At 56.2% G+C, this 26267-nt stretch carries 24 protein-coding genes; 8 read left to right on the top strand and 16 right to left on the bottom strand.

From position 1 onward, the window contains the following. Positions 1–44 precede the first annotated feature (44 nt). Entirely contained in the window at positions 45–386 is a 342-nt protein-coding gene (locus tag ACP26L_RS07645; RefSeq protein ID WP_014649693.1) for a MerR family transcriptional regulator, read from the top strand. Between the two features lie 753 nt (positions 387–1139). On the opposite strand, the gene ACP26L_RS07640 is transcribed toward ACP26L_RS07645, so the two are convergent. From ACP26L_RS07640 to ACP26L_RS07630, 3 genes are all read right to left on the bottom strand, one after another. Beyond that, positions 1140–2111: a proline dehydrogenase family protein gene (locus ACP26L_RS07640; RefSeq protein WP_426451941.1), complete on the bottom strand. Its 972-nt coding sequence runs from the start codon at positions 2109–2111 to the stop codon at positions 1140–1142. Positions 2112–2187: 76 nt separating this feature from the next. Further along, complete coding sequence (locus ACP26L_RS07635; RefSeq protein WP_426451940.1) at positions 2188–2997, bottom strand: AraC family transcriptional regulator; 810 nt, start codon at positions 2995–2997, stop codon at positions 2188–2190. Positions 2998–3726: 729 nt separating this feature from the next. After that, positions 3727–4467, bottom strand: a complete 741-nt coding sequence (locus ACP26L_RS07630; RefSeq protein WP_426451939.1) for an SDR family NAD(P)-dependent oxidoreductase — start codon at positions 4465–4467, stop codon at positions 3727–3729. 758 nt (positions 4468–5225) lie between these two features. Between ACP26L_RS07630 and ACP26L_RS07625 the strand changes: the two genes are divergently transcribed. Further along, on the top strand, positions 5226–5567 hold the full coding sequence (locus ACP26L_RS07625) for a tyrosine-type recombinase/integrase (RefSeq protein ID WP_426451938.1): 342 nt from the start codon (positions 5226–5228) through the stop codon (positions 5565–5567). Here the strand turns inward: ACP26L_RS07625 and sufB are convergent. The 6 genes from sufB to ACP26L_RS07595 form a co-directional block, all read right to left on the bottom strand. Continuing rightward, positions 5564–6961, bottom strand: a complete 1398-nt coding sequence (sufB, locus tag ACP26L_RS07620; RefSeq protein ID WP_426451937.1) for a Fe-S cluster assembly protein SufB — start codon at positions 6959–6961, stop codon at positions 5564–5566. The genes ACP26L_RS07625 and sufB overlap by 4 nt on opposite strands. An 18-nt stretch (positions 6962–6979) precedes the next feature. Continuing rightward, positions 6980–7411 (bottom strand): Fe-S cluster assembly sulfur transfer protein SufU, encoded by a 432-nt coding sequence (sufU, locus tag ACP26L_RS07615; protein WP_426451936.1) that lies wholly within the window; start codon positions 7409–7411, stop codon positions 6980–6982. Beyond that, positions 7398–8624 (bottom strand): cysteine desulfurase, encoded by a 1227-nt coding sequence (locus ACP26L_RS07610; RefSeq protein ID WP_426451935.1) that lies wholly within the window; start codon positions 8622–8624, stop codon positions 7398–7400. The genes sufU and ACP26L_RS07610 overlap by 14 nt, the downstream gene beginning before the upstream one ends. Then, complete coding sequence (gene sufD / locus ACP26L_RS07605; protein ID WP_426451934.1) at positions 8621–9928, bottom strand: Fe-S cluster assembly protein SufD; 1308 nt, start codon at positions 9926–9928, stop codon at positions 8621–8623. The genes ACP26L_RS07610 and sufD overlap by 4 nt, the downstream gene beginning before the upstream one ends. Positions 9929–9958: 30 nt before the next feature. Continuing rightward, complete coding sequence (sufC, locus tag ACP26L_RS07600) at positions 9959–10789, bottom strand: Fe-S cluster assembly ATPase SufC (RefSeq protein ID WP_426451933.1); 831 nt, start codon at positions 10787–10789, stop codon at positions 9959–9961. Between the two features lie 148 nt (positions 10790–10937). Further along, positions 10938–11522 (bottom strand): DUF1802 family protein, encoded by a 585-nt coding sequence (locus ACP26L_RS07595; protein WP_426451932.1) that lies wholly within the window; start codon positions 11520–11522, stop codon positions 10938–10940. A gap of 190 nt (positions 11523–11712) precedes the next feature. Between ACP26L_RS07595 and ACP26L_RS07590 the strand changes: the two genes are divergently transcribed. Continuing rightward, positions 11713–11892 (top strand): asparagine synthase, encoded by a 180-nt coding sequence (locus ACP26L_RS07590; protein ID WP_426451931.1) that lies wholly within the window; start codon positions 11713–11715, stop codon positions 11890–11892. A gap of 175 nt (positions 11893–12067) precedes the next feature. Here the strand turns inward: ACP26L_RS07590 and ACP26L_RS07585 are convergent, their stop codons facing one another. Then, positions 12068–12280, bottom strand: coding sequence for a hypothetical protein (locus ACP26L_RS07585; RefSeq protein WP_426451930.1), 213 nt, complete (start codon positions 12278–12280; stop codon positions 12068–12070). A 203-nt stretch (positions 12281–12483) separates the two neighbouring features. Between ACP26L_RS07585 and mtnK the strand changes: the two genes are divergently transcribed. Both mtnK and mtnA read left to right on the top strand, forming a co-directional pair. Further along, positions 12484–13689, top strand: coding sequence for an S-methyl-5-thioribose kinase (gene mtnK, locus ACP26L_RS07580; RefSeq protein ID WP_426451929.1), 1206 nt, complete (start codon positions 12484–12486; stop codon positions 13687–13689). A gap of 44 nt (positions 13690–13733) precedes the next feature. Continuing rightward, the gene (gene mtnA / locus ACP26L_RS07575) at positions 13734–14813 is read left to right on the top strand and encodes an S-methyl-5-thioribose-1-phosphate isomerase (protein ID WP_426451928.1); all 1080 of its coding nucleotides are present in this window, start codon (positions 13734–13736) and stop codon (positions 14811–14813) included. A 104-nt stretch (positions 14814–14917) separates the two neighbouring features. Here the strand turns inward: mtnA and ACP26L_RS07570 are convergent, their stop codons facing one another. Continuing rightward, positions 14918–17641 carry a hypothetical protein gene (locus ACP26L_RS07570; protein ID WP_426454851.1) on the bottom strand — a complete coding sequence of 908 codons (2724 nt, stop codon included), beginning with the start codon at positions 17639–17641 and terminating at the stop codon, positions 14918–14920. A gap of 1246 nt (positions 17642–18887) precedes the next feature. On the opposite strand from ACP26L_RS07570, the gene ACP26L_RS07565 reads away from it, so the two are divergent. Genes ACP26L_RS07565 through nagA form a run of 3 tightly spaced genes read left to right on the top strand, consistent with a single transcriptional unit; the run spans position 18888 to position 21653 of the window. Next, on the top strand, positions 18888–19748 hold the full coding sequence (locus ACP26L_RS07565) for a MurR/RpiR family transcriptional regulator (RefSeq protein WP_426451927.1): 861 nt from the start codon (positions 18888–18890) through the stop codon (positions 19746–19748). Positions 19749–19752: 4 nt separating this feature from the next. Continuing rightward, positions 19753–20481, top strand: a complete 729-nt coding sequence (gene nagB / locus ACP26L_RS07560) for a glucosamine-6-phosphate deaminase (RefSeq protein ID WP_426451926.1) — start codon at positions 19753–19755, stop codon at positions 20479–20481. Next, positions 20478–21653 (top strand): N-acetylglucosamine-6-phosphate deacetylase, encoded by a 1176-nt coding sequence (gene nagA, locus ACP26L_RS07555; RefSeq protein ID WP_426451925.1) that lies wholly within the window; start codon positions 20478–20480, stop codon positions 21651–21653. The genes nagB and nagA overlap by 4 nt, the downstream gene beginning before the upstream one ends. A gap of 212 nt (positions 21654–21865) precedes the next feature. On the opposite strand, the gene ACP26L_RS07550 is transcribed toward nagA, so the two are convergent. The 5 genes from ACP26L_RS07550 to ACP26L_RS07530 form a co-directional block, all read right to left on the bottom strand. Beyond that, the gene (locus ACP26L_RS07550; protein ID WP_426451924.1) at positions 21866–22450 is read right to left on the bottom strand and encodes a hypothetical protein; all 585 of its coding nucleotides are present in this window, start codon (positions 22448–22450) and stop codon (positions 21866–21868) included. 403 nt (positions 22451–22853) lie between these two features. Continuing rightward, complete coding sequence (locus ACP26L_RS07545) at positions 22854–23648, bottom strand: SDR family NAD(P)-dependent oxidoreductase (protein WP_426451923.1); 795 nt, start codon at positions 23646–23648, stop codon at positions 22854–22856. Positions 23649–23772: 124 nt separating this feature from the next. Next, a complete protein-coding gene (locus ACP26L_RS07540) occupies positions 23773–24933 on the bottom strand; it encodes a UxaA family hydrolase (protein WP_426451922.1) in 1161 nt (386 codons plus the stop codon). Further along, on the bottom strand, positions 24930–25277 hold the full coding sequence (locus ACP26L_RS07535) for a UxaA family hydrolase (protein WP_426451921.1): 348 nt from the start codon (positions 25275–25277) through the stop codon (positions 24930–24932). The genes ACP26L_RS07540 and ACP26L_RS07535 overlap by 4 nt, the downstream gene beginning before the upstream one ends. Before the next feature lie 70 nt (positions 25278–25347). Then, a complete protein-coding gene (locus ACP26L_RS07530) occupies positions 25348–26259 on the bottom strand; it encodes a fumarylacetoacetate hydrolase family protein (RefSeq protein WP_426451920.1) in 912 nt (303 codons plus the stop codon). Positions 26260–26267: the final 8 nt, after the last annotated feature.

Raw genomic sequence — 26267 nt, 5'->3', positions numbered from 1 at the left:
CAAGTATACAATTTAAGAAAGCCAAGCATAGAAGGTGATTTTTTATGAACGGAAATGATCAATTGGAAAACATCTTATTGGATTTTGATTTATTAGGTAAATTGGTTGTCGGCATCGGGGAAGTATCAGATATTACTGGAGTTCCACAAAGACAACTCCGTTACTGGGAGGAAAAAGGTATTATCCAGTCTTCTAAGGAAGGGGAAGGGACAACAAGGAAATACGATTACCTTAACATCAAAAAAGTTCTTTTGGTGAAAGAGCTTATGGAAGATGGTTTTACGTTGGATGCCGCTGCAAAGAAAGTTGAGGAGCGAATGAGAACAATAAACGAAGTATTTGCGAAACTTGCCAATCGCAATAAAGAGAAAAAACGAGAGGAATAATCCAAGGGATTGGTATAACACCAATCCCCTTCAAAGCGCGTGATATGTTGGTAACTTCGGGGTACAATGGGGTTGTTAAGACAAAGAAGGCAAAATTGAGTGGTGCTGTCAACATGGCCGCTTGAACTCATAAAGTGTTACCACATAATTCCGCTTCTCCGACTTTTTGTCCGTGCCATATACGCCCCCTCAAAAGTTCCGTATTCTACAAGTATTCATTCAATAAGTCATCGAATTATCCTGCCTGTTAGTTGAACGACCAACGTCTCAAATACCATCGTTTTTGATAGCCAAGGCTACAAAAAGCCCTCACCATGTGGTGCGAGCCCCCTCTGGCAGCCGGTCGATCTGGCCTGTTTCCTTCGTATCCTCACCAACTTACGCTACCCGTGCAGATGATCCTTCTTGAAAAACATGGAACGCTTCTTCCATGGATTCAATCTTGCTACACCGGCAACAAAAGTAAGCCGTACACCTGAAAATGTAACGTCTGGACTTATGACCGAGCCGGCGTTCAAGCTCAATCTCATCCACGCCGCCGTAATGCCATTTCGACTCTTCCACCAATTGGAAAGAAAATGTATGCCGAAGATCGTGCGGACGAAGTGGCGACACCGGCCATCCGCCTTTCGGGTAGGATTATCCGCAGCGCTGACGAAAAGAGGCTATGCAGCTCCATTGAAGGCCTCTTACAGCATGAGCTTGAAGAGGCTTTGTCCTGCCTATGCAGCTGACTGTTCATGCTGCGACCCGTCAATCATATTCCTCCACAGGATCAATGCGCTGCGAATCGGCCATATTCGCAACAGCCCGGTACAGATTCGGCGGATATTCGGCGATCCGGTGGCATAAGTACAAGTACCACTCATGGCCGTAGGTCAAATAAATCCGAACCGGATAACCGGCTGATTTCAGCCTGCCGCCTAGCTCCGGCCGGATGCCGTACAGCATCTCCAGCTCCGCGCCACGCACAGTCAATAAACCTCGCCGTATCGCTTCCTCTATGATGCGCTCATCATGCGTAGCAACTGAAACCCGGTGTCCGTCTCCGAGCGCCTTTTCCACTAACTGCAAATATCGCTCATTCAGCGTTTCGGATCGGGAGATCGCTACCTCGCCCGCTTCCTGATAGGCGCCTTTCACGATTCGTATCCGCCCCGGCGAAGCTGATAGCGCGGCCAAATCATCCGGCGTCCGATGTAAATGCGCCTGCAGCGTAATGCCGACATTCGGATACCTGGACGCGGCCCACTTGTATACCTCCAGGATCCGCTCTGTCTTAGCGGACTCTTCCATGCTGATGAACAGCTCCAATTCTGCTTCCTGCGCTCGTGCCGCTAATTTGGCTAAGTTCGTATAAGCAAGCTCGGTATCCAGCATTAGTCCGATATGCGACAGATCGAACGATACGCGGGCGGATGACCCCTTATGACCGAGATCATCGATTAGCGCTGTTATTTCCTCAACGGCCGCCTCGCATTCCTCGGCATTTGCCGTATTCTCGCCAATGTACTCTAGCGAAATGGCATAGCCTTTGGCAGTAAGTCTCTGACCCGCTTCGAGCCCGCCTATACGGGATTCGCCTGTTACATACTGTAAAGCGGCCTTTTTCAGCAGCCCGTATAGCAATGGTGATTGCTCCACATAAGCCTTGATATCCATTCGTCTGGCGACCGACTTTAATGCGTCTGCCGCTTGCTGTCCCCACTCCTTGTTATCGTGCATATTACGTTTCCCCCTTCTACAAGTACTTCAAGTGTACTTGCGCGGAAGGGGCGCATTATTGTAAAAAATTGCTCCTCTATATCGACATCGCATATTGCCTAGGCGTTGCCCCTACGATTTTCGAGAAAGCCTTTGTAAAATGACTCTGGTCATAATAACCTGCCTCCACCGCGATATCAACGATCGGACGCCGCTTCGCCAGCTGGATTTTGGCGTGATTGATGCGCAGCAGGTTTTGATAGGCATGAGGGGGCAGATGGCTCCCCTTCTTAAAGAGTCGGATCAGATGAAACCGGCTGATTCCGGCTTCCTGCTCCAGCTGCTCAAGCGTCACCCGCTCGGTAAAATTCGCCTGCAAGTAGTCTTTGATCAGCTTCACGTATTTTTGCTCCTGACCACCCGGTGAGCCTGCGTGCCCCAAGTCATTCTCGTTAGGGTCAACCAAAGCTTGTACCAGTTCAATGAGAGCCGTCTCGGTTTCAAGCGGAGAACCGCCGCCTGCGAGCGCGCCCATAGTGCGATTTAATCGTTCTCGGCACGCTTCATTCTTGCCCCCGCCCAGCAAGAACGGGATGTGCAGCCGATTAAGCTCCCCCGGTTCAAGCCCTTGCAGCCAGTCGGGGAGGATAAACAACATCTTGTACCGCCATTCCGCGTCCGGCTCCGGATGGCAGGCATGCAGCATCATCGGCGGAAAACTGATCATTTTTCCCGCTTCCACCTGAATCTGTTCGCCGTCGCACCAGGCGTTCGTTTGGCCTGCATCTATGAGCCCGACCGAATATTCCTCGTGAAAATGCCTATGGTAGGCTAGATCGTCCGCCGTACAGTACTTCCCCTCCAGAAAAGGCAGTGCTTCATCCCGGTAAAACGTAACTTCAGCCATTCTTCGTCCCTCCACCCTGATCGCTCTTCCTGTCGTTATACCATTTGTACCGCAGCAGACGCAACATCGGAATGTCCGCTTAACAACAAAGCAATGCCGATGATCTACATTGCTTTGTTGCGTTCCTGCTATAATTCATAGCGAACTAATTGATGCATTGGCGCGAGTTAACGGTTTTTTTCCAGATAAATTCATTACTTGAAACAGCCAATTCATGTTTTACGCCTTCACACAAAATGCTTGCCGCAGCGAGCCTGATCAATAACAACTGTTGAGATCCCCTCTCCCCGGTTCTTATCTCATACTGTATTTGGTGCCCGCCCTGTAATCTCTTTCACTATTCATAGAAGAATCATAAACAGGTATTTTTATGAAACTTAGATTTTGAGACGGATTTAGAAACTAGGTATAAGACAGGATCATGAGATTGATTTACTGATACTTCGGTGCCGTTCCTTAAACCGTCGTTTTTGGAACGAGAGGCATGACAAAAAGCCCCCAAGTCTGAGGGCTCAAAACCAGAGCAAGCATCTGCCTCGGCAGCCTTTTTGTATTCAACTATCGTTCTCCGATAGCGGAGGCAACGACCGACTTCATGATCCGTGACTCGGCCAACGCTGACAAACATTGTATGGCTGGATTCGAAGCCTTTTGACGAAAATCATTGAGCAAGCCCTATGTAACTAAAGTTGCCAATCGAAGTAGTACCACTGACAGAGCTTGATGTTTCTAGCCTCTCAGTTGAATCTCATAATCTGTTACAATCTTTCCATCGTACTGAATAATTTGGCCATTTTGATTCTTATCAGACAGGATAATGTCGGCACTCATCTGCCCAGCGGCTTCGGAAGACTTGACGAATCCGCCGTGCGCACCTGCTTCCATGCCGTTCAAGTCGGTTGCGACAGCGCCAGGCATGATGCCGAAAATCTGGCGGTGGCTGCCCATTTTTTCAAACTCGTAAGCGTAAGTCAGTGTCATCACGTTGAGTGCTGCTTTGCTCGTAATGTAAGCGAGCGGGTGCCAAAAGTCGGTCGGCGAAATCGGAACGGTGATGTTGACGATTTTCGCGTTGTCTGTCAGAGATGACAGCAGACTTTTGACGAGCTCATGTGTGCCGAGAAAATTCGTTTCCATCGTAGTGCGTAAATCCTCAGTTGTATAGTCAAATGTGCCCTTTGCGAGGTCAAGCGCCGCGCGCCCAGGCTTGACACTATCAGGAATTCCAGCATTATTGACCAAAATATCGAGCGAATTAACCACTTTAGCCGCTGCGTGCAAGCTGTCAAAATGATTCAAATCAATCTTGATGAACGTCGCTGATATGTCTTCTGCGGCAAGTTTTTCGACTGCTGCCTGCCCACGGGCTTCATCACGCGCTCCAACGAGAATGTCATAGCCACGCTTACCAAGACTTCGAGCGATTTCGAAACCGATGCCTTTATTTGCGCCAGTGATGAGTGCTTTCATAGTGAGCTCCTTTTCGTTTTTTACTTGGTACAAGCACATTATAACTTAACGATAAAATCATCAGCATCCTCCAAAACGTATCAATTCCTCTGTTACGAATGGGACGTTAATCATGAAGCTGATTGTTACTCCAGCCAATCCGCGATGAGTGCAGCTATGAATTTGAGTAGTGCTTCACGGTTTGCTACAGTTGGAGTCTCACTTCTATTTTCCAACATTACCCAAATCTATTGTACTTCAGGAATCGGAAAATATGCAAATTATTAAGGATTAACAATTAGAAACGAAATATTATTCTACTCTTCTGCCCGTTACTTCAATGAAAAAGGGAGCAGATGCCGTGCGGCGATCTATCCCCCGGTGCTCACACTTCGTCCTTCGTGAACTTAGTCTTGAGAGGTCAATCCACATTATAATCACGCTGCTGCTTTAATTTGTTCTCTCTAGTCCAAGTTAGTTTAAAGCCGCTACCAGCCATGAACTGTATAATCAGAGTCTTTGACTTACCTTATTAAGATGTCCTCGGGTGGCAACGACCATGAACGAGCTATGTCAAACAGCTTCTCTTTAGCACCTGCTAGCCTCTTCTTCTCCGATATGAGCGACAACGTCAAGGCAATCTGACGCATGAGAACATTGAGCGTTAACAAGACACTCGTATATCCGCTGAACTCTACCCAATAATGAAAAGGCATCGAATCAATTAGAAAGAGGTCGTTCTCAGATATACAAACTACAAACCAGCAAAAGAAAATATAGTGTTCCATCAGCATGACGGCCGATGGTTGCGTACCAATGTTGTCAGGGATTACTTTAAAGCAGTTTGTAAACGAGCTGGCCTTCCTATCCTATCTCCGCATGCATTACGACATTCTCATGCAGTCCATCTCCTCGAGGCAGGTGCTGAAACAAAATACGTGTCCGAACGACTTGGTCACGCAAACGTGAAAGTCACCGCGGACACGTACCTTCACGTCACAAAAAAAAATAGAGGACGATACACTCGCCCTCTACGAAAGATATGTCTCGCCCGGAAACCGGGCAAAAAACGGACAAAAGGTATTAAACGATTCAGCAAACCCTTAATATATAAGGCTTAACCGATAGATCCTTCCATCTCGAACTTGATCAGACGGTTCATCTCGACCGCATACTCCATCGGCAGTTCCTTCGTGAACGGCTCGATGAAGCCCATAACGATCATCTGGGTCGCTTCCGCTTCCGTCAAGCCGCGGCTCATCAGGTAGAAGAGCTGATCCTCGGATACCTTGGAAACCGTTGCTTCGTGCTCCAGCGTGATGTTATCGTTCATGATTTCGTTGTATGGAATTGTATCGGATGTCGACTCGTTATCCATGATGAGCGTATCGCACTTGATGTTCGCCTTGGAGCCCTGCGAGTTGCGGCCGAAGGAAGCCAGACCGCGGTACGTTACCTTGCCGCCATGCTTGGAGATCGACTTCGAGACGATCGTCGATGTCGTGTCCGGTGCCAGGTGCGTCATCTTCGCACCGGCATCCTGGTGCTGGCCTTTACCTGCAACCGCGATGGAGAGAACCATACCCTTTGCGCCGCGGCCTTTGAGCACTACGGCAGGATACTTCATCGTCAGCTTGGAGCCGATGTTGCCGTCGACCCACTCCATCGTGGCGTTCTCTTCTGCAACCGCACGCTTCGTAACCAGGTTGTAGATGTTCGGCGCCCAGTTCTGGATCGTCGTGTAGCGTACACGGGAGTCCTTGAGGCACAGAATCTCAACCACGGCACTGTGCAGGGAGTTCGTGCTGTAGACCGGAGCGGTACAGCCCTCTACGTAGTGTACGAAGCTGCCTTCGTCGGCTACGATCAGCGTACGCTCAAACTGGCCCATGTTCTCGGAGTTGATCCGGAAGTAAGCCTGAAGCGGGATTTCCACTTTGACGCCCTTCGGAACATAGATGAAGGAACCGCCGGACCATACCGCGCTGTTCAGTGCCGCGAACTTGTTGTCGCTTGGCGGGATGACCGTACCGAAGTACTTGCGGAAAATCTCAGGGTGCTCACGCAGCGCAGTGTCCGTATCCATGAAGAGAACGCCCTGGTCTTCCAGGTCCTTCTGCATGCTGTGGTATACGACCTCGGACTCGTACTGGGCGGATACGCCCGCGAGGAACTTCTGCTCCGCTTCGGGAATCCCGAGCTTGTCGAACGTTTCCTTGATCTCGGTCGGAACTTCCTCCCACGTTTTGCCCTGCTTCTCGGATGGCTTAACGTAGTACTGGATGTCGTTAAAGTCGAGATCCTCCATATTGCCGCCCCAAGTTGGCATTTCCATCTTGAAGAACTGCTCCAGGGACTTCAGGCGGAACTCGAGCATCCACTCGGGCTCGCCTTTCATACGGGAGATTTCAGTGACGATTTCTTTGGTCAAGCCTTTACCACTTTGGAAAATGGCTTTGTGCTCATCGCGGAAACCGTACTTATAATCTTCCATTTCCGGCATTTTCTTTGCCATGATTCCTCGCCTCCTTAATTATTGGTTCTTGGACTGCTCGATGCCCTTCCGAAGAGCATTCCAGGCCAAGGTTGCGCACTTGATCCGCGCAGGGAATTTATTGACACCCGACAGGGATTCGATATCCTCATACTCGAATTCTACACTCTCGCCTTTCATAAGGCCCGAGAAGTTCTCGGCCATCTCCAGCGCTTCCTCCAGCGTCTTGCCTTTGACGGCATCGGTCATCATGGAAGCGGACGACAGCGAGATCGAACAGCCTTCTCCTACGAACTTGGCGGCCTTGACACGGCCTTCCTCCACCTGCATTTGCAGCTGGATTTTGTCGCCACAGGTCGGGTTGTTCAGATTGATGCTGACGGCTTCGCCTTCATCGAAGGTTCCCCGGTTCCGGGGGTTTTTATAATGATCCATAATGACGCGGCGGTACAAATCATCAAGTTGAGACATGGCCGAAGTACTCCTTTGTTTTGATAAGAGCGGTAATCAGTCGGTCTACATCGGCTTCGGTATTGTAAAGATAAAAGCTGGCTCTCGCCGTTGCGGTAACATTGAGCCAGCGCATCAGCGGCTGGCAGCAGTGGTGGCCGGCACGGACAGCTACGCCCTCGGCATCGAGCACGGTAGCGACGTCGTGCGGGTGCACATCATCGAGGTTGAACGTAACGAGTCCCGCACGGTCCTGGCGAGGCCCATAGATCGTCAGCCCTTCGATCTTCTCCATGCGCTCCATCGCGTAGGAGGACAGCTGCTTCTCATGCCGGTCGATGTTCTCCATGCCGATGCTTTCCAGAAAATCGATCGCAGCCGCGAGGCCGACAGCACCGGCGATAATCGGCGTGCCGCCCTCAAACTTCCACGGAAGGTCCTTCCAGGTAGAGGTATACAGCCCTACATGGTCGATCATCTCGCCGCCGAATTCGATCGGCTCCATCTCCTGAAGCAGCTCTTTCTTGCCATAGAGTGCCCCGATTCCGGTCGGAGCGCACATCTTATGCCCGGAGAGGGCATAAAAATCACAATCCAGATCCTGCACGTTGACTTTGAGATGCGGCGTGCTTTGCGCTCCGTCCACCAGCATCTTCGCGCCGTAGCGGTGTGCAATGGCCGCAATCTCTTTGACCGGGTTGACAACGCCCAGGACATTGGAGACGTACATGACGGAGACCATCTTCGTCTTCTCCGTAATGGTCTTCTCCACATCCGCGAGCGAGATCGAACCGTCCTGCTGCAGCGGAATATATTTGAGGACCGCACCGGTTGCCTGGGCCACCTGCTGCCAAGGGATCAGATTGCTGTGGTGCTCCATCGGGGTGATGACAATCTCATCCCCCTCCTTGCATACCGCCCTGGCATAGGACGAAGCGACCAGGTTAATGGCCGTTGTCGTTCCCCGTGTAAAAATAATCTCTTCGGTGGACCGGGCATTAATAAAGCGGCGGAGCTTCTCTCTCGCCCCTTCATAAGCATCGGTCGCCCGGGAGCCCAGCGTATGCACGCCGCGGTGCACATTCGCATTATCCCACTCGTAATAGTTCTTGACGGCTTCGATAACTGCTGTGGGCTTCTGCGAGGTAGCCGCCGAATCCAAATATACGAGCGGATGGCCGTTCACTTCCTGATGAAGAATCGGGAACTGTCGACGGATCTCCTCGATATTCATTGGCCCAGTTTCCTTTCGACAAGGAGCTGCAGCTGTGAAGCTACCTGCTCCAGTGGAATGTCCGACACCACCGGTGCCAAGAAGCCGTAAATGATCAGACGCTCAGCCTCAGCCTTGGAAATCCCGCGGGACATCAGGTAGTATACCTGCTCCGGGTTCACCTGGCCTACACTCGCTGCGTGTCCTGCGGTTACATCGTCTTCGTCGATCAGAAGGATCGGGTTGGCGTCGCCGCGGGATTTGGGGCTCAGCATCAGGACTTTCTCCGTCTGCTCGCCGTTCGCCTTGGTAGCGCCCTTCTCGATCTTCGTGATGCCGTTGATGATCGCCGTCGCTTCATCCCGCATTACCGCACGGGTGATCATCTGGCTGTCGGAGCTCTTGCCGAAGTGAACCGCACGGGTTGTGATGTTCAGCTTCTGGTCGTTCGTGCCGACACAGATGACCTTGGCATCCGACGTAGAGCCGTTGCCCTTCAGGATCGAAGATGTGTCGGACATGGCGTTGCCGTAATGCATTTCGCCGATGACCCACTCAATCGAGCCGTCATTCTCAACAACCGCACGGCGGTACGTCAGGTCCGTTACGGTGTTGTTCAGGTTGTGCACGGAAGCGAACGTGACTTTCGCCCCTGCACCGACGACCACTTCCACGACTCCGTTCTGGACGAGGCCGTTCAAGCTACCTTCGGAGACGAAGTTGTCCACGTAAGTTACGGAGGCATGCTGTTCAGCCACAATCAGCACGTGCGGCGAGAAGCTCGCTTCAGCGTCATCGGTCAGGAACAGGGCCTGCAGCGGCACTTCCACGTTGACATTCTTCGGCACGTAAAGGAACACGCCGCCGCTCCACAGCGCCGAATGCAGTGCCGTCAGGCGGTTCTCGTCCTTCTTCACAACGGAGAATAGGTGCTTCTGCACGAGGTCGCCGTGGGTGCGCACGGCCTCTTCGAGGCTCGTGAACACGACGCCCTGCGCCTTAAGCGACTCAGCCAGCGCGTTGTAAACTACGCCGGAGTTGCGCTGTACGAGCAGATTGTCCAGCTGGTCTTCGGCCGGTAGAAGCTGTCTTGCCGTCTCCGGCAGCTGGCCCAGGTTCGCCATCGGCGCCGATGCTTTATAGGTACCGAAGGAACTCAGGCTCCAACGGTCGATTCTTGTTTTTTCCAATGTAGGTAATTCCAGCGATCCGGCCAGCTCCAGCGCTTCTCCGCGCAAGGAAGTAAGCCATTCAGGCTCCTGCCTCGACTTCGAAAGCTCCACCAAGCTGCTGCGATCGATAGGAAGAACAGTTTGCGTACTCATGGTCAATCCTCCTGTTTCTCTCGCTTCAGCTTAGTATTTAGGGGCTGTGGTGTTCATCGGCATCTTGAATTCTTCTTCCTCTACGCCGACACGTTCATCTACGATGCCCAGCTCTTCCTTCACCCAGTCATAACCTTCGTTCTCAAGCCGCTCTGCGAGCTCCGGTCCGCCAGACTTTACAATGCGGCCCTGCATCATGACGTGAACGAAGTCCGGCTTGATGTAGTTGAGCAGGCGCTGGTAGTGCGTGATGATCAGGAAGCCGCGCTCTTCGGAACGCATCGCGTTCACGCCGGCAGCTACGATGCGCAGGGCATCGATGTCAAGACCGGAGTCGATCTCGTCAAGAATGACGATACCCGGATCGAGCATCAGCATCTGAAGAATCTCGTTGCGCTTTTTCTCCCCGCCGGAGAAGCCTTCATTCAGGTAACGGTGCATGAACTCAGGGTTCATCTCGAGTTCCTTCATCTTGGCTTCCATCAGACGGATGAACTTGATGAGGGAGATCTCGTTGCCTTCGCCGCGGCGCGCGTTGATCGCACTGCGGAGGAAGTCAGCGTTCGTTACGCCGGTGATTTCGCTCGGATACTGCATCGCCAGGAAAAGGCCCGCGCGTGCTCTCTCGTCCGTCGCCATCTCCAGTACATCTTCGCCGTTCAGTGTAACGCTGCCGCCCGTTACTTCATACTTCGGGTGGCCAAGTAGAGTCGAAGCCAGCGTACTTTTGCCTGTACCGTTCGGCCCCATGATCGCATGCACTTCGCCGCCCTTCATGGAGAGGCTCAGTCCCTTCAGAATCTCTTTGCCTTCGACAGTCGCCTTCAAACCGTCTATAGTGAATTGTGGAGAATTAGCCATGCTTTGTAACGCCTCCGCTTTCAAATTATTATCTTCTGATAATCATTCCAAAATGATTATCAGTGATTCTCAGTATTACTTCACTTGTTTATTATAACTTACGATACCCAATCAATGAAAGCCCCGCAGCGCCCTTTTCATAAAGAATTCATTGAAGCAAGCCACGGATCCGCTCGGCCTTGCGGCTGAACTCCTCTTCGGACAGCACCGGTTTCCTCGGTATCCCCTCTAGAATATTGCCCGGAAGGGAGATCCAGGATTTACACCCATTATATTCTTCCCGAATTTCAATTGTTGCCGGGTTCTCGAGCTCGTATACGCGAAGCAGCATGACGTGAAGCGGTTTTGTTTTCTTCCACTTCAGCCTCTCCTCCGCGAAACGCTCCGTCCATATATGTTCGCTGGCAAGCTTAGCGAGCGTTTCGCCGTCTTCAATCAGGATGTCTTCCACGAGCTCGGCATAACAGGTGAGTCCTATTTGCGTCTGGTCGGCCGACCAGCCTTCCGTGCTCCGGTCCACAGCCGCCTGATATTCCGGCTTAATGAGCTCTTTTCTTTGATGTTCGAAGGTCGGATACAGGTAGAAGCTGTCCGCTTCGATCTGGAAATCCCGGGTTTCTTCGCGGATGCCGCCCTTGCGCATGATCAGAATCTGCTTTCCCTCACGCAGCGCCTCCAGAGCGGCAGCCCATTCCTTGAGCCCAATAGCCTGTACACTCTTCGGTTCCGTCATCTCTCCCCAGTCCCCCCTTCTTCTAACCCCCTGTTTTTTCTATGGAAAAGCCATTACATCATTATAGAATTCCAACCACAACATTGCAATTCCCGTATGGCATAAAATCCATCTCAAAAAACGATGCTAAAAGGGCTGCCGGTAGAGCACCGGACACGTAAACCATCCCATCCAAGGAGCGTGAACTGCCATGCGTGAAGGCTTAATTCCTACGGTACTCGGTACGGCCGTAACGGCATCCGGTGCAGCCCTGAGGGGCAAATATCCTATGGCTGCCGCCGCTGTCGTCGGCTTCGGACTTGCCCACGTTGTGCTTGGTGCGATCGATCTCGTGGAATCCCGGAGAAAGAATCTGAACGATCTGCTCTAATCCCGGCCGCAGCATAAAGCAAGAAAGGGAAGGCGCTTCTGCCCTCCCTTTTCGGCGTGTCCGCCTTTATCTGATTTATTATTATCTCTATGATCTCTTTGGGAATCAAAACGGCCCTCCGTGTACGGTTCGTCCGCTGCGGATAACCTAAGATGATATAACGCTGCACGTCCGCTCAGCGGGGATCCTCGGGGTTTCTGGCCTCCCGGTATATATATTCATTCTCGCTTTGCAGCCCGCCCGTCCCTTGGTGAACGGCGGCAGAGAACACCCCTCCCTGCACCCGCAGCTGTCTTTCTGCGGGCTGTTCGGGCATAAATAGGGCAGCGATCCACCAGGCAGCGAGTGCGATCCCCGCCAGCCACAAACTGTCCATCCGCGTCTTCATCCTTATTCCTCCGCCGGATTGTGTCATATCCCCATTATCGGAGGGCTCAATTAACCTGGCGTTACGCGCATGTGAATCTTTTGTAAAAAAGCGATGCCTCCTCCGGAACATCCCACTTGGACTGCTCCTTCCAACCGAGCCCGCTTTCCTTTATACTATAGGGAAAATGATAGTTTGCTTATCCAATAAGGAGGAATAATCGCATGCCCGCTTATCATCCGCTTACGGAGGCCGAAGCCGTAGAATACGCGCGGAGGCTGCCCGATCTCTTCAATGCAGAGTCCGAACTCGTATCTCGTGAAATCGGCGACGGGAACCTCAATCTCGTCTTTCATATCTCCGAGCCCTCCACAGGCCGCAGCATCATCCTGAAGCAGGCTCTTCCCTACGCCAAGGTGGTCGGTGAATCATGGCCGCTGACCCTTGACCGCGCCCGCATCGAAAGCGAAGCGCTGATGATTCAGGAATCGCTGTGCCCGGATCTCGTGCCGCATGTCCATGCTTACGAGCCGGATCTGGCTCTGACGGTGATGCAGGACCTGAGCGACCATGTCATCATGCGCCGCGGTCTTATCGAAGGCAACCGGTATCCGCTGTTCGCCGGGCACATCGGGCGCTTTTTGGCCCATACTCTTTTTTACACGTCGGATCTCGGCTTGAACCAGCAGGAGAAGAAGGAACGCGTGAAGCGGTTCATCAACCCGGAGCTGTGCAAAATCACCGAGGACCTTATCTTCGACGACCCTTACACGGATTCGCCGAATAACAACATCCCTCCGGCCATTGCCGATGCCGTGGGTGCCGTATGGGGCGATGCCGCGCTTCATCTGGAGGTAGCCATCCTGCGCCAGAAGTTCCTCACGAGCGCGCAGGCGCTGCTGCATGGGGATCTGCATACGGGCAGTATCTTCATTACACAGGAATCGACGAAGGTCATCGATCCCGAGTTCGCCTACTACGGTCCGATGGGCTTCGATATCGGCGCGGTGTTCGCCAACCTGCTGCTGAACTTCGCCGCCCAGGAAGGCTGGAGTCCGGATGAGGCCTCCCGCAGCGACTTCCGTGCTTACCTGACGGGAACGATCCGCGATACCTGGGGCAACTTCGAGCGCGAGTTCCGCCGGTTATGGGATGCGCATGGGGTCGACCGCGTATTCCGGACTCCGGGCTACCAGGATTACTACATGCAGAATCTGCTGCAGGATACCTTCGGCTTCACGGGAGCCAAGATGGTCCGCCGTGTGCATGGATTGGCCCAGGTGGCCGACATTAACAGCCTGACGGACGAGGCGGCGAAGGAACGCGCCCAGCGCATCGCCCTCTCCATCGGTACGTCGCTGATCAAGTTTAACCGCCAGGCGTCTTCCATTGAGCAGCTGATCGAAATTGCCGACAAAGCGGTGAAATAAAAGAGAACTGCCTACTACAGCAAGCAAGAGGAGTGAGAGTCACCATGACTGAACAAAACAAAGAAACCGCCGACTGGCTTCAATCGGTCCGTTGGAACTCCCTGGAGGACCGTCTGGATCTGCTCGACCAGCGTCTGCTTCCGGACGAGATCGTATACCTTGAGCTGACCACCTCCGAGCAGGTATGGGACGCTATCAAGCAGCTGGCCGTGCGGGGGGCCCCCGCCATCGGTATCGCCGCGGCGTTCGGTGTCTATCTCGGCATTCGCGGCGTGAATGGCAGCCGGGAAGAACTGCTGGCCGAAGCGGGCCGGCAGTGCGACTACCTCGCTACCTCGCGTCCGACGGCCGTGAACCTGTTCTGGGCGCTCGACCGGATGCGTGCCCGGGCTCAGGCGCTGCTGGGCGAGGAGAGCGATACGTCTGTCGAGACAGCCAAGGAGCTGCTGCTGGACGAAGCCCGCGCCATCCAGGCGGAGGACGTAGAGACCTGCCGCCTGATCGGCGAGCACGCGCTGGAGCTGTTCCAGGACGGCATGGGCGTCCTGACGCACTGCAACGCGGGAGGCCTTGCGACGGCCCGCTACGGAACGGCCCTGGCGCCGATGTACCTGGCGCAGGAGAAGGGCATCGCCCTCAAGGTGTTCGCCGATGAGACGCGGCCCGTACTGCAGGGTGCCCGCCTGACGGCGTTCGAGCTCCAGCAGGCCGGCGTCGACGTGACCTTGATCTGCGACAACATGGCCGGCGCCGTCATGGCGAAGGGCTGGGTCCAGGCCGTCATCGTCGGCACGGACCGGGTTGCCGCCAACGGCGACGTCGCCAACAAGATCGGCACGTACAGCGTCGCCGTTCTGGCCAAAGCGCACGGCATTCCGTTCTACGTGGCCTGCCCGATGTCGACGATCGACCTGAATACGCCGACCGGCGCGGATATTCCGATCGAGGAGCGCCATGAGGACGAGATCACCCAGGGCTTCGGCAAGCGTACGGCTCCGGCCGGCGTGAAGGTGTATAACCCCGCCTTCGACGTGACGCCAAACGAGTATGTGACGGCGATCATCACGGAGAAAGGCGTTGTGCGCGCACCGTATGCGGAGAACCTCAAGAAGCTGTTCGAGTAGCAGCCGGTGAATGAAGAAGACCGTATCCCCTATAATGCTTCGGGGATACGGTCTTCTTTTGCTAACTGGACTGGATTTATCCGTTGGGACGGCTCGGTATTCGGCTAAGGCTTGGCCCGGTAGGGCTCGATCAGATTAAGGTAATCGACAACGTCACTACCGTCGAACGAGCCGTCTCCGTTGAAATCTTGCCCGTTCTTCAGCTCTTTCAGCACATCCTCGGCTTTGCCGATGACCGGGATATTCGGAACGGTCAATTCCCGGGGTTCGCCGTCGATGCGGTTCACCGCTTTGGCATAGGCTGTCACCTTCTGCCCTGCCTTCACGAGGGGCTTCTGGGCCGCGTTATACGGCTGGTAGCCTAGACCGTCGACCTGATAATAGATCTCCGCTCCGTCCTCGGAGGTGAGCGTCAGTTCCCGCGTACCGCCCGCCGGTTTACCGAGCTTCATTTTGACCGTGGTGCGGTCCGCCTCGAAGACTCCGTACATACTACCGGCAGGCTCAGCGGACAGAGGCAGCACAGCCCCGCCATCGCTTACTAGGCCGGAACGCTGATAGATCCATCCGCTGCCGGTGTTCGCGAAGACGCCAGCGGACTTATTGGCCTTTCCGATTGCTGCCTGAAGGGTGAGCTTCGCCGTTTGTCCGGCAGCTGCCGTGACCCCGAAGATTTCAAACCGGACCACTTTGCTAAGCGCCTTCAGGCCGGTGCTGCCGGCCGAAGACGGTTCCTCCCATGCCTTCACATAAGCGCCATCAGAGAAGGTGCTTCCGGTAAAATCGAGTGTCACCGCACCCTCCGCAAACACAGCGACGGGGTGCGCCGCCGTGAGCGGATAAGGCGTACCGTTAAGCGGCACGGAAGATGGCCTTGCCGCACGCTCGATAACGATCAGGTACTCATGCGGATCTGCCGAATCCCCGCTTACCACAACGCGTGCCGTGTTCCGGCCTTCGGCCAGTCCGTCGAACTGCACGGAATAGACGGGGCCTTCCGATTCACGGCCGTACGCTACCCGAGCCACCGTGCCTTCATCCGCCACGGCCGTCAGCACCGCACGTGCATCGTTCAGTTCCACAAGCACCTTCACGGGGCCGCTTGATGCGTAAGGTACCTCCAGGCTGTATTCATTGCCCGACGAGCTAAGCGGCAGATACGTTTCCGACTCTTTTACGCTGAGGAACGTCGTATCGACCGGCTGGACCGCTCGCTGGATGACGATCAGGTACTCATGCGGATCTGCCGGATCCCCGCTTACCACAACGCGGGCCGTGTTCCGGCCTTCGGCCAGTCCGTCGAACTGCACGGAATAGACGGGGCCTTCCGATTCACGGCCGTACGCTACCCGAGCCACCGTGCCTTCATCCGCCGCGGCCATCAGAACTGCACGTGCATCGTTCAACTCCACCAGCACCTTTACGGGGCCGCTTGATGCGTAAGGTACCTGCAGGCTGTATTCATTGCCCGAGTAGCTAAGCGGCAGATACGTTTCCGACTCTTTTACGCTGAGGAACGTCGTATCGACCGGCTGGACCGCACGCTCGATGACGATCAGGTACTCATGCGGATCTGCCGGATCCCCGCTTACCACAACGCGGGCCGTGTTCCGGCCTTCGGCCAGTCCGTCGAACTGCACGGAATAGACGGGGCCTTCCGATTCACGGCCGTACGTTACCCGAGCCACCGTGCCTTCATCCGCCACGGCCGTCAGCACCGCACGTGCATCGTTCAGTTCCACAAGCACCTTCACGGGGCCGCTTGATGCGTAAGGTACCTGCAGTGTGTATTCATTGCCCGACGAGCTAAGCGGCAGAGATGTCTCCGATTCTTTTACATCCAAGATCGTCGTGTCTACCGGCTCTTCCCCTGCTTCGCGGAGGACGATCTCATAAGCTGCGGATTCCATGTCATCGTCCAGCTGAGCTTTCAGCACGTAAGCCCCGCTCACAGCCGGATTGACAATACCCGCAGACTCCTTCAACGTGATTTCCACCGGTGTCAGTGAAGGCATCTCCCACGAAGGGATATCCACCTCGACGATGCGCTCACCGCCATCGCCTACGCTCACAGCGGCGCGGGTCGGCTCGATGACCCTTTCTCCCTCCCAACCTTCCAGTCGGACAGAAACATCCGCTGCCGAAAGATCCGGATTCATCGTGTAGCCTAGAGGAAACACAAGCTGCACGGTGGTATCGTAGCTTTCACTGGAGGCAATGGTTACCTCACCGGTTCTGAGAACCAACACCGGATTATTTTTATACGGAGCACCAAAAGCAAACGTATAAGGCACCTGCTGTGCGCCTGCAGCGTCATTGCCTGCCGTAACCGCCAGCTCGCGGACCGTCTTGTCATACACCGGGGCATAGAAGTACGCCCATGCTTCTTCCGCTGAAGTTCTCGCCAAGAACGTGTAGGAATCGCCCAGCGGCGGATTCTTCGCAAGCCCCAGGAAGAGCTGCAACGTATCCCCCGGGTTCGCTTCAAAGCCTGCCGGCAGCTGGAACTCGATCGACGGCCCGTCCGGCCCGTTCACGCGGGTACCTGTCAGCTCCCAGTTTTCACCGGAATTGACGGAAATCTGATAAGCGGCCCCGGTCGTATTCCAGCCGTATTCGGAGGGGTACCTGAGCTCGATCGTATCCGATTCCCCGAGCACCTCATTCGTGTAGAACTCCATCACAAGATTGTTCTGGTCGTTCACATAGGGGTTCAGATCCCTTTGACCATAATTATAAAAGTTCAGTCCGCCGATGGAAGACGATTCTTCCCCACCACCGGGTTCCTCAAGCTTCAGGCCCATGGTCAGATCCTCAGGATTCCCCATGCCGAGCCAGATGCCAAAACGCAGTTCATAGTCTGTAATCGGATTGCGGATCCCGGCCGACGGAGCAAAATCGACCGATACCCGGGAGCCGGTGGGGATTTCCTGCTTCAGCTGGAAATATACCGTACTGCCATCCGGTGACGCTGATTCGACGAGATTTTCCCCATTGTCTCCTGCATAAACGGATACACCTTCAGCATTAAATCCGTACAGCATCTGCGAGAAGGGAAACAGCACCTGAAGCTCTTCCGCCCCAATCGTCTTGCCGGCCGTAAAATCAAAGTGATAGCCTACATTCTCCTCATCAGGCAGCGTGCTTGTAGCTGAAAGTGTCATATCGGTTACGGTGTACAGCGCTGTATTCGTAACCGGCCCGATACTCGTATTCACGGTAAGCCCGAACTCGTAGTCGCCCGGCTGCCAAGGATTCGTCAGCGGATACACCGAGGGCTCACCGTAAGGCGTAAGGGCTGCAGTAATCCATACTCCTGCGGGCACCACGGCCCCCGGGTTCAGCGTCAGCGTAATCGTCCCGCCGCTCCCTTCGCCCCGGACAAGATCAACCGAGGCGTCTACGGTCTCTTCCTCGGAGTAATAAAGCCAGGTATAGTGCTGATCGAGTCCCTCAGCAATCGTAAACCCCTCAGGCACATCGATTCGGATCTCGTCGCCTTCCGTCAGCTCCCGGTCCACGGCAAACCGGAATTCCATCCGGGTGCCGGTTCCGGCAGCCGAGCTTCTCGCCTCGTAATTCTCGTAATACGCGTAAGTTTCGTAACCGTGCGAAACAGAGAAATTAAGATTCTCCGGCTGCGCCTGCGCCGGCTGCAAGCCGGAAACCAGACCCATCACAAGCAGAAGCAGGGCAAGCAGCGCGCGGCCTGTCCTCCTCCATCCCGCCTGCCGTACCGCCAAGTTCAAAACGGGTAAAACCTCCTTTTATCGCTGAAGCACTCAGCATTGATGTCCACTTCCCCTTCGATGTGTGAGAACCCTGCGGTCGCTCCACGTTCTTCCAAGCGGCAGATTCTATTATACTACCAGCCCGGCAGGCTTGAAATGACGATTTGAGTGTTTTGTGGGGGTCGGAAGCCATTTTCATAAAATTTCATGCCACGGGAAATCATGAAGATTGCCTGTTGCTTCCCGGATGAGGATGCAGTATGATAGTTATGAAAAATATTTTTGTTTATTATAGATAATTTAAGAAAATAATTTACAAAACCTTCACAAGACGGGTGATCCCATGTCCAGCATCCTTCAGTCCATACGAGACCGTCAGCATGCCATGCACCGGCAGGAGCAGACGCTGGCACAGTTCCTGCTTGACCATCCCCATGAGGCCGTACACCTCAGCATCACCGAGCTGGCCGGCCGCTCCGGCACCAGCACGGCAACGGTTTCCCGCTTCTGCAGGAACCTGCTCTTCAAGGGCTACAGCGACTTCCGCATGAAGCTGGCCGCCGAGATGGTGCTGCCTCCTTCCGATAAGCCGTCCTATCAGGACATCGTGGCCGGCAACTCCCTGCCGAGCATCGTGGAAGCGATCGAGAAGAACCACCTGCGTTCCATCGCCGACACGACCCGGCAGCTTGATCTGCAGGAGCTGCAGCGGGCCGTGGATGCGCTGCAGTCCGCACGCCGCATCGATCTCTACGGCGTCGCCACCTCCGGCGTGGTTGCGCTTGATTTTCACCAGAAGCTCGTACGGATCGGCCGGATGGCGCAGCACTACTCGGATTCCCACATGCAGATCACTTCCGCCTCCAGCCTCACTCCGGAAGACGTCGCCTTCGCTTTCTCCTATTCCGGCGAGACGGTGGAGACGTATGACGCCCTGCTCTGTGCCAAGGAACGCGGCGCCGTCACCATCTCGCTGACGAAGTTCGGCGCGAACCGCATCTCGACTGCGGCGGACATCCGGCTCTTCGCCTCGACGCTGGAAGAAGGCATGCGCCGGGGAGACATGGCCTCCCGCATCGCCCAGCTCCACGTGGTCGACATCCTGTTCACGGCCCTCGTCAGCGCCGGATTCGAGGATTATGTGCCGCAGCTGGAGCTTTCGTTCCAGCAGGTCCGCAAATTCCGTAATGAAAAAGGGAGATGAACTTATGAATATTCTTACTTTCCGTTCGCAGGACGAACTGAACAAAGCCGGTGCGGGGATCATCACCGGCCTGCTCCAGACGAATCCGAAGGCCTGCCTGGGCCTGGCTACAGGCGGCACCCCGGTCGGCATCTACCGGGAGCTCGTCGAGACGTACCGGCAGGGCCTCGTGTCGTTCGCCAAAGCCTCGGCCTTCAACCTGGACGAGTACGTCGGCCTCGAGCGCAGCCATCCGGCAAGCTATTACACCTTCATGCAGGAGCACCTGTTCAGCCATGTGGATATAACGCCGGAGCGCTGCCATATTCCGGACGGCTCCGCTCCGGACCCCGAGGCGGAATGCCTGCGCTATGACAGCCTGCTGGAAGAAGTCAGCCAGATCGACCTGCAACTGCTCGGCCTCGGCCATAACGGCCACATCGGCTTCAACGAGCCGGATGAGGAGCTGGAGCGCGGCACGCATGTCGTGGAGCTGCAGGAGCAGACAAGACTGGCGAACGCCCGGTTCTTCGAACGCCCGGACCAGGTGCCGACACGTGCGATCACGATGGGCGTGGGCACCATCCTGAAGGCGAAGACCATCCTGCTGATCGTGCGCGGCCAGGACAAAGCGGAGATCGTGAAGCGGGCGCTGCAGGGGCCGATCACGACCGAATGTCCGGCTTCGCTGCTGCAGACCCATCCGCACGTAGTCGTCCTGCTCGATTCGGAAGCGGGGAACCTGCTGTCATGAGTCAGGCGATCACACAGCGCATCGTTCACGCACGCATCGTCACTGAGAACAGCACCGAAGCGGACGGCTTCCTCGAGGTGCTGCAGGACGGCACAATCGGCGCCTTCGGCCCCATGAGCTCCATGCCTGCGCACCCCGAGCCGGCCGATACCGTCGATGCGCAGGGGAGCTGGCTGCTGCCCGGCTTCATCGACGTTCATGTCCACGGCGGATACGGCGGGGATTTCATGGATGCTTCCGAGGACTCCCTGACCAAGATCACACGGTTCCATGCCAGCCGCGGCACGACGACCATGCTGGCCACCACGATGACCGCATCCCGGGAAGACATCGCCCGGGCCCTGCACGCCGTGCAGGCTTTCCGCGAGAAGGGCATGCCCTTCGCCCGCCTTGCCGGCGTGCATCTCGAAGGCCCGTTCATCAATCCGAAGCTGGCCGGCGCCCAGGACCCGAAGCTCATGCTTCCTGCGCAGAGTGAATGGCTCGAGGAGTGGATCTCCGCCTATCCGGGCCTGATTCGGCTGCTGACACTCGCTCCGGAGATCGAGGGAGCCGCACCGTTCATCCGGATGCTCGCCGAGCACGGCATCGTCGCCGCCTGCGGCCATACGGACGCAGCCTATGACCAGATCCAGGAGGCGGTACGGCAGGGTCTGAGCCATGCGGTACACACCTTTAATGCCATGAAGGGCCTTCACCACCGCGAGCCCGGGGTCGTCGGCGCCGTACTGACGAACGAGGCGATCACCGCGGAGGTCATCGCTGACGGCATCCATGTGCATGAAGCCTGCGTCCGGCTCCTCGCCCTGACCAAGCGACAGGGCAATCTCGTGCTCGTCACCGATGCGATCTCCGCCGCGGGTCTCGGGGACGGCGACTACATGCTGGGCGGCCAGGACGTCGTCGTGAAGGACGGGGTCGCCCGCCTCAAGGAAGGCGGCAACCTGGCCGGCAGCACGCTGACGATGATCGATGCCCTTCGTTTCATGGTCGAGCGGATCGGCCTCTCCGTTGAGGAGGCCAGCCTGCTCGCCAGCCGCAATCCGGCACGGGTGCTGGGCTTGTCGGAGCACACCGGCAGCATTGCCGGCGGCAAAGCCGCCGACCTGCTTCTCGTCTCCCCATCCCTGGAGATCGAGCGGGTATGGGTCGGCGGACGCCGCGTTTGCTGAATCCGCCCACCGGCGCGGAGGCTTACTCCCTTGCCCTGCCCCTTCCGATAGAAAAGCCCGGATCATTCGCAATTGCGAACAGTCCGGGCTTTGTTTATGTCTGCCTAAGTCTTAGGGAAATATTCGTCTTCATAGTTGAATCCAGCCGTACGTAGAAGCAGGTTCTAGGGTGTGAGCAAGGCTGCTGCTTCTGCGGTAAAGGCCGGTTCGGCTTACTTCGCCAGGAACTGCTGGGTCACCAGATAGTAACGAAGCTTGCTCAGATCCTTCTCGGAGATGGAATGAATCTCGGCCCCGTAGCGGATCGTCTTTTCCTGGATGTGGGCGTAGCGGACGATCAGCTTCGGATGAATCGTCGCTTCATCGCACATGATCATCGTATCGAATACATGGTTCATTTTCACGGAGAAATCGTTGACTTCGAATCCGAAGCCGAGACGGCTGACGTTGGTGAAACGGACGGCCATCGTCTTGAAATCGTCGATCAGCGTGCCGTACGTGTTGAGCTTGTAGCTCGTGAACACTCTATCCTCATCGCGGTACATGTCATCATAGATTTGGCTGCCGGCGGCTTGAATATGGAAGAGTTCAGAATCGGCCGGCACCAGAATCAGTTTGGACTGCGAGACGCGAAGCACTCTCATCTGCGCTTTCGTTCTATAGTTGAATGCGATCACCGATTCTCCCCCGGCGAACGAAGACGGTTCCGTACAGGATACCTCCATCAGATCGTTCCCCTCATATGAGACTTGACCGCGGTACACCTTACCATTGTGCAAAAGTTGCATGTCTTTCATCTCACTCACCCCCTGCTTGATTACTTATAACTATATCCGGGAATCTTTCGGAAAGTTTCAGCTAATTATTAGGAGATTATTAGATTTCGTAAGAGATTTCATCTAATGGAGTCGATTTTTGTCGAATTATAGCAATGTTTTTGCTGCCTGTTAAGTACTTAGCTTTTATATACCCCAAATCATGGAAGTTGATACGTGGTTGTCCCAGGTCATCTTTCCACTTCGAAGCCGCGCTGCCGCCCCGACCCGTGCCGGTGCCGCTCCTGCTACCCTTTTTTACACAAGAGCGCTGCCGCTTAAACCCCCTTCCCGACCCACCTAACGCCCAAAGCAAAAAGCCCTCCTGTCTCCAGGAGAGCTCTACCTGCCGCGTATAGGACATTCGGCGCATTCTAATGCCTTTCTAATGCTCGAGATGGTCATCCGGCTGGGCTGCCTTAACCGTCAGGCCTCCGTCCACCATGAGCAGGTGACCGTTGATCTGCATCGCCTCCTCGGAGGCGAGGAACACAACCGCATCGCCGATCTGGCGGGCCGTCCCGAGCCGCTTCATCGGGTTGGCTTCCACTTCCCTGGCCCGGATGCTCTCATCCGCCAGGTAATCGGTGCACATATCCGTGTCCACGGTGCTCGGACCCACGGCGTTCACGTTGATGCTGTAGCGGCCGAGCTCGATCGCCATTCCCTTGGTCAGCATATGGGCCGCCGCCTTCGAGGACTGATAGTGGGGGATGACGGGACTGGTCACGACCAGGCTTGCCGTGGACAGCACATTGATGATTTTGCCGTACCGCTTCGGAATCATCGCCTTGGCGGCAAGCTGCGAACAGAGGAACACCGACTTCACATTCGTATCGTAGGTGCGGTCCCACGTCTCTTCGCTGGCCTGAAGGAACGATTCGAAGGGGGCGATGCCCGCATTGTTAACGAGAATCTCCACCTCCCCAAGCTGCTCGCGCACCTGCTCGAACATCGCCGTCACCTGATCTTTCTTGCCCACGTCCGCCTGTACGATGATACTCCGGACGCCGAGCGCTTCCGCCCGGGCTTTCACGTCTTCGGCCAGTGCCCGCGAACGCTCGGAAGTGAAATTGACGGCCACATGCGCCCCCTCTTCCGCCAGCCGGATGACGATGGCCTCACCGATCCCCCGGCTGCCCCCGGTGACCAGCGCCACCCGTCCTGCCAATCTGCCCATACTGCCCTGCCTCCTCTGCATCTTATCGCTAGGTATAACAAAGCGGCGCCCCGGCTCCTGCCGTCCGTCCCGCAGAAGCCGGCAGAACGCCGCTTCGGTCAAGAAGCCATAATTCGCCCCAAGCTTACAAGCTCGGACCGATCCGGTTGATGCTGAACTCCGTATGGCCGAGAATTTCGGCCTTCGTCAGCTTGCCGGCCGCCACAGCCGCTATCTCTTCCCAGACCGCCGCCCCGGCCGCCTCCAGGCTCATCGTGCCCTCCAGCATGTCACTGACATCCACGTCCATGTTGTCGGACATGCGCAGGTACATCTGTTTGTTGCCGGTAATCTTGATCACCGGCACGACCGCCGAGCCTGTGGGCGTCCCGCGCCCGGTCGTGAAGCAGACGAGATGGGCGCCGCCTGCGGCCATCCCCGACACGCACTCGATATCGTTGCCCGGCGAATCCATGAAGTACAGGCCGCCCTTCGGAATGCGCTCGGCGTACTCGATGACCCCTTGGATCGGCGCCGTACCGCACTTCGAGATGCAGCCGAGCGACTTCTCCTCGATCGTCGTCAGCCCGCCTGCGATATTGCCGGGGCTCGGATTGCCGCCGCGCATGTCGGCGCCCATCCGCTCCACCTCCCGCTCGAAGCGACCTACGATATGGTAGAGCTGATCGGACACCTCCGGCGCCGCACAGCGGGAGGCGAGCACATGCTCGGCTCCGATGATCTCCGTCGTCTCGCCGATCACGACGCCGCCGCCCAGGCCGATCAGCGTATCGGCGGCCGCGCCGAGCGCCGGATTGGATGCGAGGCCCGAGGTCGCATCGGAGCCGCCGCACTTGACGCCGATGATCAGCTCGCTCATCGGGAACGGTTCCGGCTGCATGGCGTCCAGCTGCGCCCGCATCTTCCGCGCAATCTCGGTCCCATGCTGGATCGCCTTGACCGACCCGCCTACGGACTGGATGTCGAACACCTCGACGAGCTTGCCCGTCTCGCGGATCGTCTCCGCCAGGGCGTGTGGATCGACCACCTCACAGCCGAGCGAGATGATGATCACCCCGCCGACATTCGGGTTGCGGCCCGTTCCCGCCAGCACCTCGAAGGTGCGGTCTTTGTCCGCGCCGATCTGCGAGCAGCCGTGCTGGTGCGGAATCGCCACCGTCTCCGGCACGAGCTGGGAGATCCGGCTGCAAACCTGGTTGGAGCAGATGACGGTCGGAATGATCAAGAGATGATTGCGGATGCCGATATCGCCGTTCGGTCTGCGGTAACCCATCAGGGTAGTCATGCGTTCAGGCCCCCTTCGCTTGTCGTCCCCGTACCGGCCGCCTGGTCCCCGCGGCCCCGGATGCCTTCGACATTATGAACATGCACATGCTCCCCCGCACGGATAGGGGCTGTCGTACGACCGATCACTTCCCCGTATTTGCGCACCTCCGCGCCTTGGGGGAGATCCTGCAGCGCCACCTTGTGCCCGAACGGCACCGGCTCCAGAAGCGTCACCTGCAGCTCTTCGCTGCCCCGGTAGCAGGTGATGCGCGCCCCTGCCGCCAGCTCCCTGATCGCCGTCGCCACATGATCTCGCGGGTCCATCACCAGCGCCTGCGCGCCTGCGGTAATCTGTCCTGCCATGCTGCCGCTCCTCCTCTTTTATGCTCGCCGCCTGACGGCCGGATGCCTCCCAGCGTAGGCCCCTGCCGCTTTACTTCCGCTCGCTGACCAACCGGTTCGTCAGAGCGCCGAGCTTCTCGATCTCGATCGTCACCACGTCGCCATCCTTCAGATACACCCGCTCGGCTTCCGGCAGACCCAGCACGACGCCCTCCGGCGTTCCCGTCAGGATCACATCGCCCGGCTGCAGGGTCATATGCTGCGAGATGTAGCTCACGATCTCATCGCAGCGGAAGATCATGTCCGACGTATTGGAGCTCTGGCGTGTCTCCCCGTTCACCTTGCAGGAGATCGCGAGCTCATTCGGATTGCCGACCTCATCGGCCGTCACAAGATATGGGCCGAGCGGAGCGAAGCCGTCGAGCGTCTTGCCGAGCATCCACTGGGCCGTGCGCAGCTGCAGGTCGCGGGCCGAGAGGTCATTGGCGCAGCTGTAGCCGAGCACGTAATTCAGCGCCTCTTCTCGTGAAACATCCTTCGCCTCTTTGCCGATCACGATAGCCAGCTCCGCTTCATAATCCACCTGGGAGGTCACGCGCTCCGCCAGGGAGACGTCGTGCCCATGCCCGGTTAGAGCGTTATTGAATTTGTTAAAAAGAATCGGATACTCCGGGATCGCCGCCCCCGTCTCCTCGGCGTGCTTACGGTAGTTCAGTCCCACGCAGATGATTTTGCCGGGCTGGAGTACGCTTGGACCGAAGGTCTGATCCGCTTCGTCGAACAAAGCGCCTCCCTTGGCGCCGGAAGCCAGCGTCTTGTCCACGAGACTCTGAAGCGCCTGCAGGGCACCTTCTCCACCTTCGATGACTTCCTGGATGCTTAGCGGCACATTCACCTTGCCGTCCTCCAGAATATCCAGTGCGCGCTCCACATACAAAATGCCCTCATTCGTCTTGATGCCCAGCTGCAGCCGGCCGCCTTGCACAAAGTTAAGCAGTTTCATAGCAGTCT

Origin of the sequence: Paenibacillus sp. S-38, from assembly GCF_049942825.1 — a bacterium.
Taxonomy (GTDB): Bacteria; Bacillota; Bacilli; order Paenibacillales; family NBRC-103111; genus Paenibacillus_G.
Note: the sequence above shows the minus strand (reverse complement) of the source record. Positions and strands in the feature narration are given on the sequence as shown.

Excerpts from the sequence above, each read along its gene's own strand:
- mtnA (WP_426451928.1), top strand. The coding sequence starts at position 13,734 with ATGACTGAACAAAACAAAGAAACCGCCGACTGGCTTCAATCGGTCCGT.
- nagA (WP_426451925.1), top strand. The coding sequence starts at position 20,478 with ATGAGTCAGGCGATCACACAGCGCATCGTTCACGCACGCATCGTCACT.
- ACP26L_RS07645 (WP_014649693.1), top strand. The coding sequence starts at position 45 with ATGAACGGAAATGATCAATTGGAAAACATCTTATTGGATTTTGATTTA.
- ACP26L_RS07635 (WP_426451940.1), bottom strand. The coding sequence starts at position 2,997 with ATGGCTGAAGTTACGTTTTACCGGGATGAAGCACTGCCTTTTCTGGAG.
- ACP26L_RS07630 (WP_426451939.1), bottom strand. The coding sequence starts at position 4,467 with ATGAAAGCACTCATCACTGGCGCAAATAAAGGCATCGGTTTCGAAATC.
- ACP26L_RS07640 (WP_426451941.1), bottom strand. The coding sequence starts at position 2,111 with ATGCACGATAACAAGGAGTGGGGACAGCAAGCGGCAGACGCATTAAAG.
- sufU (WP_426451936.1), bottom strand. The coding sequence starts at position 7,411 with ATGTCTCAACTTGATGATTTGTACCGCCGCGTCATTATGGATCATTAT.
- sufD (WP_426451934.1), bottom strand. The coding sequence starts at position 9,928 with ATGAGTACGCAAACTGTTCTTCCTATCGATCGCAGCAGCTTGGTGGAG.
- sufC (WP_426451933.1), bottom strand. The coding sequence starts at position 10,789 with ATGGCTAATTCTCCACAATTCACTATAGACGGTTTGAAGGCGACTGTC.
- ACP26L_RS07545 (WP_426451923.1), bottom strand. The coding sequence starts at position 23,648 with ATGGGCAGATTGGCAGGACGGGTGGCGCTGGTCACCGGGGGCAGCCGG.
- ACP26L_RS07550 (WP_426451924.1), bottom strand. The coding sequence starts at position 22,450 with ATGAAAGACATGCAACTTTTGCACAATGGTAAGGTGTACCGCGGTCAA.
- mtnK (WP_426451929.1), top strand. The coding sequence starts at position 12,484 with ATGCCCGCTTATCATCCGCTTACGGAGGCCGAAGCCGTAGAATACGCG.
- ACP26L_RS07570 (WP_426454851.1), bottom strand. The coding sequence starts at position 17,641 with ATGGGGAATCCTGAGGATCTGACCATGGGCCTGAAGCTTGAGGAACCC.
- ACP26L_RS07610 (WP_426451935.1), bottom strand. The coding sequence starts at position 8,624 with ATGAATATCGAGGAGATCCGTCGACAGTTCCCGATTCTTCATCAGGAA.
- ACP26L_RS07535 (WP_426451921.1), bottom strand. The coding sequence starts at position 25,277 with ATGGCAGGACAGATTACCGCAGGCGCGCAGGCGCTGGTGATGGACCCG.
- nagB (WP_426451926.1), top strand. The coding sequence starts at position 19,753 with ATGAATATTCTTACTTTCCGTTCGCAGGACGAACTGAACAAAGCCGGT.
- sufB (WP_426451937.1), bottom strand. The coding sequence starts at position 6,961 with ATGGCAAAGAAAATGCCGGAAATGGAAGATTATAAGTACGGTTTCCGC.
- ACP26L_RS07595 (WP_426451932.1), bottom strand. The coding sequence starts at position 11,522 with ATGACGGAACCGAAGAGTGTACAGGCTATTGGGCTCAAGGAATGGGCT.
- ACP26L_RS07590 (WP_426451931.1), top strand. The coding sequence starts at position 11,713 with ATGCGTGAAGGCTTAATTCCTACGGTACTCGGTACGGCCGTAACGGCA.
- ACP26L_RS07540 (WP_426451922.1), bottom strand. The coding sequence starts at position 24,933 with ATGACTACCCTGATGGGTTACCGCAGACCGAACGGCGATATCGGCATC.
- ACP26L_RS07565 (WP_426451927.1), top strand. The coding sequence starts at position 18,888 with ATGTCCAGCATCCTTCAGTCCATACGAGACCGTCAGCATGCCATGCAC.
- ACP26L_RS07530 (WP_426451920.1), bottom strand. The coding sequence starts at position 26,259 with ATGAAACTGCTTAACTTTGTGCAAGGCGGCCGGCTGCAGCTGGGCATC.
- ACP26L_RS07585 (WP_426451930.1), bottom strand. The coding sequence starts at position 12,280 with ATGAAGACGCGGATGGACAGTTTGTGGCTGGCGGGGATCGCACTCGCT.